Source organism: Streptomyces sp. NPDC005963, assembly GCF_040638655.1.
In the GTDB taxonomy this organism is placed as follows: domain Bacteria; phylum Actinomycetota; class Actinomycetes; order Streptomycetales; family Streptomycetaceae; genus Streptomyces.
On sequence record NZ_JBEXVD010000070.1, the window covers coordinates 1 to 4,218 of the forward strand.

General features: G+C 68.4%; 4 protein-coding genes and 1 pseudogene. 2 read left to right on the forward strand and 3 right to left on the reverse strand.

Features of this window, described 5'->3' with window-relative positions:
* Nucleotides 1-184: 184 nt before the first annotated feature.
* Complete coding sequence (locus ABZ348_RS34500; RefSeq protein WP_358939941.1) at nt 185-1,582, reverse strand: cellulose binding domain-containing protein; 1,398 nt, start codon at nt 1,580-1,582, stop codon at nt 185-187.
* 217 nt (nt 1,583-1,799) lie between these two features.
* Between ABZ348_RS34500 and ABZ348_RS34505 the strand changes: the two genes are divergently transcribed.
* Together ABZ348_RS34505 and ABZ348_RS34510 are read left to right on the forward strand one after the other, a co-directional pair.
* Nucleotides 1,800-2,756, forward strand: a complete 957-nt coding sequence (locus ABZ348_RS34505; RefSeq protein ID WP_358939943.1) for a hypothetical protein — start codon at nt 1,800-1,802, stop codon at nt 2,754-2,756.
* Nucleotides 2,757-3,038: 282 nt separating this feature from the next.
* Nucleotides 3,039-3,287 (forward strand): annotated as a pseudogene (locus ABZ348_RS34510) (WhiB family transcriptional regulator); the annotation flags it as partial.
* Nucleotides 3,288-3,354: 67 nt separating this feature from the next.
* Here ABZ348_RS34510 and ABZ348_RS34515 read toward each other — a convergent pair.
* Together ABZ348_RS34515 and ABZ348_RS34520 are read right to left on the reverse strand one after the other, a co-directional pair.
* A complete protein-coding gene (locus tag ABZ348_RS34515) occupies nt 3,355-3,600 on the reverse strand; it encodes a hypothetical protein (protein ID WP_358939945.1) in 246 nt (81 codons plus the stop codon).
* A complete protein-coding gene (locus tag ABZ348_RS34520; RefSeq protein ID WP_358939947.1) occupies nt 3,584-3,835 on the reverse strand; it encodes a DUF6400 family protein in 252 nt (83 codons plus the stop codon). Before ABZ348_RS34520 ends, ABZ348_RS34515 begins: the two co-directional genes overlap by 17 nt.
* Between the last annotated feature and the right edge of the window lie 383 nt (nt 3,836-4,218).

Below are 4,218 nucleotides of genomic sequence, written 5' to 3' on the forward strand. Positions count from 1 at the left end.
GGTTCCCGGGACCTGCTCGGAGGAGCCCTCGCCTTCAAACGCGATCAATTGGGATTCCCCGCCGACACCGGCCGTCCCGCGTTGTGCACGGTCATCGCCGGACCCGGGGACAAGGCCCGCCGAGCGGGAGTCGGCCGCGTCCGAAACCACCACACACGGGAGCCGGCTCACCCTTCGACCGGGATCAACCTGCTGTCACCGTGTCCTCGAAGGTCTTGCCCGTCGCGCGGTACGCGCCGACCTTGGCGGCGACCTCGCCGGGGGTGAGGACCTGGTCCTTGACGTGCAGGACGTAGTCGATCTGCTGCTCGTAAGCCCGTGCCTCGGTGGAGGTCTGGCCGGTGAGATCCGTCAGCCACTGGTTGAAGGCGATCACCATCCCGCGCTCAGGCAGATAGCCGGCACCGTGGGTGCTGAACAACTGCCCGTCGATGTAGTACCGGATGTCGTTGCCGTCGATGGTGACGACCAGGTCGCGCCAGCCGGCGTGGCTGCTGCGCGCCACCGTGTGCTGATTGACGCTCTGCCCGGTGTTGGGGTCGTATGTCTCCCATGACGTGGTGAAGAAGATGTTCGAGGTCTCGCCCCAACCGCCGTTGGGCGGGTATTCGAAGTCGTACTCGGCGTAGTCATCGGCCATCGGGGCCTTGAGGTCGTTGATGGTGAAGAACGTTTGGACCACGTGATCCCCGTCAGGGCCGTACGCGGGTGCATCGCTGAACTTGACCCGTGCCGCGTAGGTGCCGTTCTTGAACTTCATCGCCGAGGTCGAGATCTCGGCCTGGCGGGTGCTGGCCGCGGTGCCCGATGTGGCGGTCTCCAGCTGCATCACGGAGTTGCCGTCGACGGTGGAGAAGCTCACGTTGCCCGGCGACCAGGTCGCACCGGGAACCCCCGGGCCACCGGACCAGGAGCGCAGGCTCCAGCCGTGGGCGGAGAGCTGCGGATCGGTGTGCGAGCCGTAGTTGAAGTCGTCGAACAGGGTTGGGGCGGGCGGCGGTTGCACCGTGCCGCCCGGTTCGGTGCCCCACACCGTCGTTCCGGCGAGTTGCGCGGTGACCTTGGGCCAGTCGGCCCAGGTGCCCTGGGCGCCCCCGAAGGAGTGGTCGTCGCTCTGGACGATCTGCTGCCAGTCGGACCGGTGGAAGCGCAGGCGTATGTCCCCGGTGTCGGTGCCCGGTGCGAGGGATCCGGCAGCGGCGGTGAAGCCGATCTCCAGATAGCGGTCCGCGGTCGCCGTGGGGTGGGTCAGCGTGCCGAACGAACCGGTGATGTTGGCGCAGCCCCTCACCGCCCAGTCACACGCGAACCGATAGGTGGCGCCGGCCGATTCGGCCTTGAAGTAGTAGCGCACCTTGACCCCCGCGAGCGCCACGGGAGCACTGCTGGTGTTGCGCACCTTGAACCACGGTGCGGACTGCGAGACCTGGGCGCCGGACGCGCTCGTTCGGTACTGGACGGCGAGTGTGTTGTCGGCGGCGTTCGCGGTGGTGGGGAGCGCCGCGAGGCCGATCGTGCCGAGGGCCATGGCGAGCGCGGTGGTGGCGGTGGTACGAAGCCGACGGTGGGGGGTTCTTCGCATGACGCTGCCTCTCCTGAACGGTTGAGACTGACGCGGCAATCGACCGTGATCGAATGCCGGGCCATGATCGTACTCAAGGGCGCTGGAGGGTAGTTGGACCGTTGTGCCCGGGGTGACTCGTCGGCGCACATCGGAGTCTCCGGGGCGTTCCCGGCTTGACCTTCTCCCCGTGTCAAAGGCTGGGCTGGTCCGGTCGTCAGATCGAAGGAGGCCCCGAATGCCGCCCTACCAAGGCTCCGGTCCTTACTGCTACACGCACTCACTCGCCATGGCTGCGGACGATCCCCTGCTGCCACCGTCGGGCGTGATCGAGACGCTGACCGGTTCGCCCTTCGGCTTCCAGCTGATCGGGGGCACGACGCCGCTGTTCGACCCCTACGGCTGGGATCCGGAACTCGGCCTCGATGCCGCCGTCGACCTGCTCGGACTGCGTTGTGTCCGTACGGTGGGAGGCAGTGGGCCCGAGGCGAACGCCCGGTTGCAACGTGCCGCGGCCCGGGGGCCGGTGCTCGCGGGACCGGTGGACATGGGGCTGCTGCTCTACCGGCCGGGAACCCCCGCACCGGGCTTCGGCGACCACTACGTCGTGGTGATCGCGGCCGATGACGACGTCGTGCTCCTGCACGACCCACAGGGCCATCCCTACGCGACCCTGCGCACGTCCGCGTTCCTCGACGCCTGGCGGGCGGACACTGTTCCCTACGGCGAGGCGCCCTTCGTGATGCGGCACGACTTCGTACGCGAACGGGAAGTCACTGCCCCGGAGGCCCTGTGGCGATCCCTCCCCCGAGCGATCGGCTGGCTCTCGGGGCGAACCGACCTCCCGGTCCCCTCCGGCACGCTCGGGGAAGCCGACGGGGTCACTGCCTTCGCCGACCTGGTGGAGCGCGGACTCGACCAGGACACCAGGGACCTGCTGGGTTCCTTCGCCATCCGGGTGGGCGCACGCCGTCTTTCCGACGCCTCCGGCTGTCTCGCCCAGTTGCACCTGTCTGGACCCGCGTCCATCGCGGCAGAACTCTCACGCCAAGTCGGGGCGTTGCAAGAACCGCTGGTCAGCCGGGACGACGAAACCCTGTCCGGGCGACTGCGCGGCCTCGCGCCCGGGTACGGGCGACTACGCGACGCCCTGCATGCTGCGGTTGCCGCCGACGGCGGTCGACTCGAGTGGTGAACAGCGCCACATCGGACTGCCGTTGCGGTACGGGAGCCTGCCCCGAGTCCAAGGGGGCGGCTCCAGGAAGCTGAGGCCCCGCTCTCCTTCGGTGCGTCGGACCGGCCGAACCTCTCCCTTTCACCGGTTCGCGTCCCACCGGCCGAATCTGTCCGTTCCCCTACTTCCCCGGTCCATCTCGGGCCGGTAGAAGGGCACTTCAGGGGCCCCCTGGGCGTTCACATGTTCGGCGGCGGCATAGGCTCGAGGTCAGCCGTGTTGCGGGAGAGAAGGGAAGACCTGATGAATGCGTTACTCCACTGGGGCGAGCAGGCGGCCTGCCGGACGACGGACCCGGAGACGCTGTTCGCCGAAGCCGCGCAGCAGAATCGGGCCAAAACCGTCTGCACACCCTGCCCCGTACGCACCGAGTGCCTCAGCGAAGCCCTCGACAACCGCGTGGAGTTCGGCGTGTGGGGCGGCATGACCGAGAGGGAGCGCAGGGCCCTCTTGCGCCGTAGGCCGGACGTCATCTCGTGGCGCAGGGTCCTGCGCGCGGCCCGCCACGGCCATCGACACGCCCACCCGGACTGAACGTGTGGATTCGTGCCGCCGGCGATCAGCAGACCGGATCGTCCGCGGGACGAGGAGTGACACCGGGCCTGGTGTTCAGCGACCACATATGGGTGCAGCCGGGGCATTGCAGATGGACGACCGGCCCCCTGTTGGAGATCAGATAGCGCCAGTGCCGGGAGCAGTTCCGTCCGTCGGCGCAGATCGCGCAGGTACGGGCGTCGTCACAGGAGGGGCAGTCCACCCAGGCCCGGCGTGCCATGTCGGCCTGCGGGTCAATGGGAAGGCGCATGGCCCGGCTCCTCTCCCGGAAGGACCCCCGCCGCGACGAGCAGGTCGTAGGTGCGCTGCTGCTCGCCGTCGAGGCCGGAGTAGAGCAGTGCGTACGCCTCGTCCTCGCCCTGGAGCACGGCCACGGGGTCCCAGTCCGCCCCGAGCGCGGCGACGACCTCGGCGCGTCGCCGGGACTCGTCGATCGAGAGGTCGAGGGAGAACGGGATGAGGTCGTTGGTTCTGTCCTGGTTCATCACTGCGCTTCCGATGTGTGAGCGGGGCACATCTACCTCTACCAGAGGGACGCCACCTCAAGAAAGGGTGCCCTAAGTTGCCAGGGGTCATCGACCGGGCACGTTCCGTTGGGTGGCTGGTGAAGTGACTCGGTAGGGCCGGGAATTGCGGGCACCCTGCCGGGGTGGGCGGTGTCGTACCGCCCGGGTGTTGTGACGTACCTCATATCCCATCGTTCTGCGTGCTGCTCAGCGGAGTGGGATCCGGGCGGCGGTGCCCCATCCGGGCCGGGTGCTCCGCGGGCCGGCGCTAGGCAGTGTCTGATGGCTCTTTGATGAGGTCGCGTAGCCAGATCACGATGGCTGCTGTGGCCAGGGTGCCGTTGAAGATGTAGTCGCGTTTG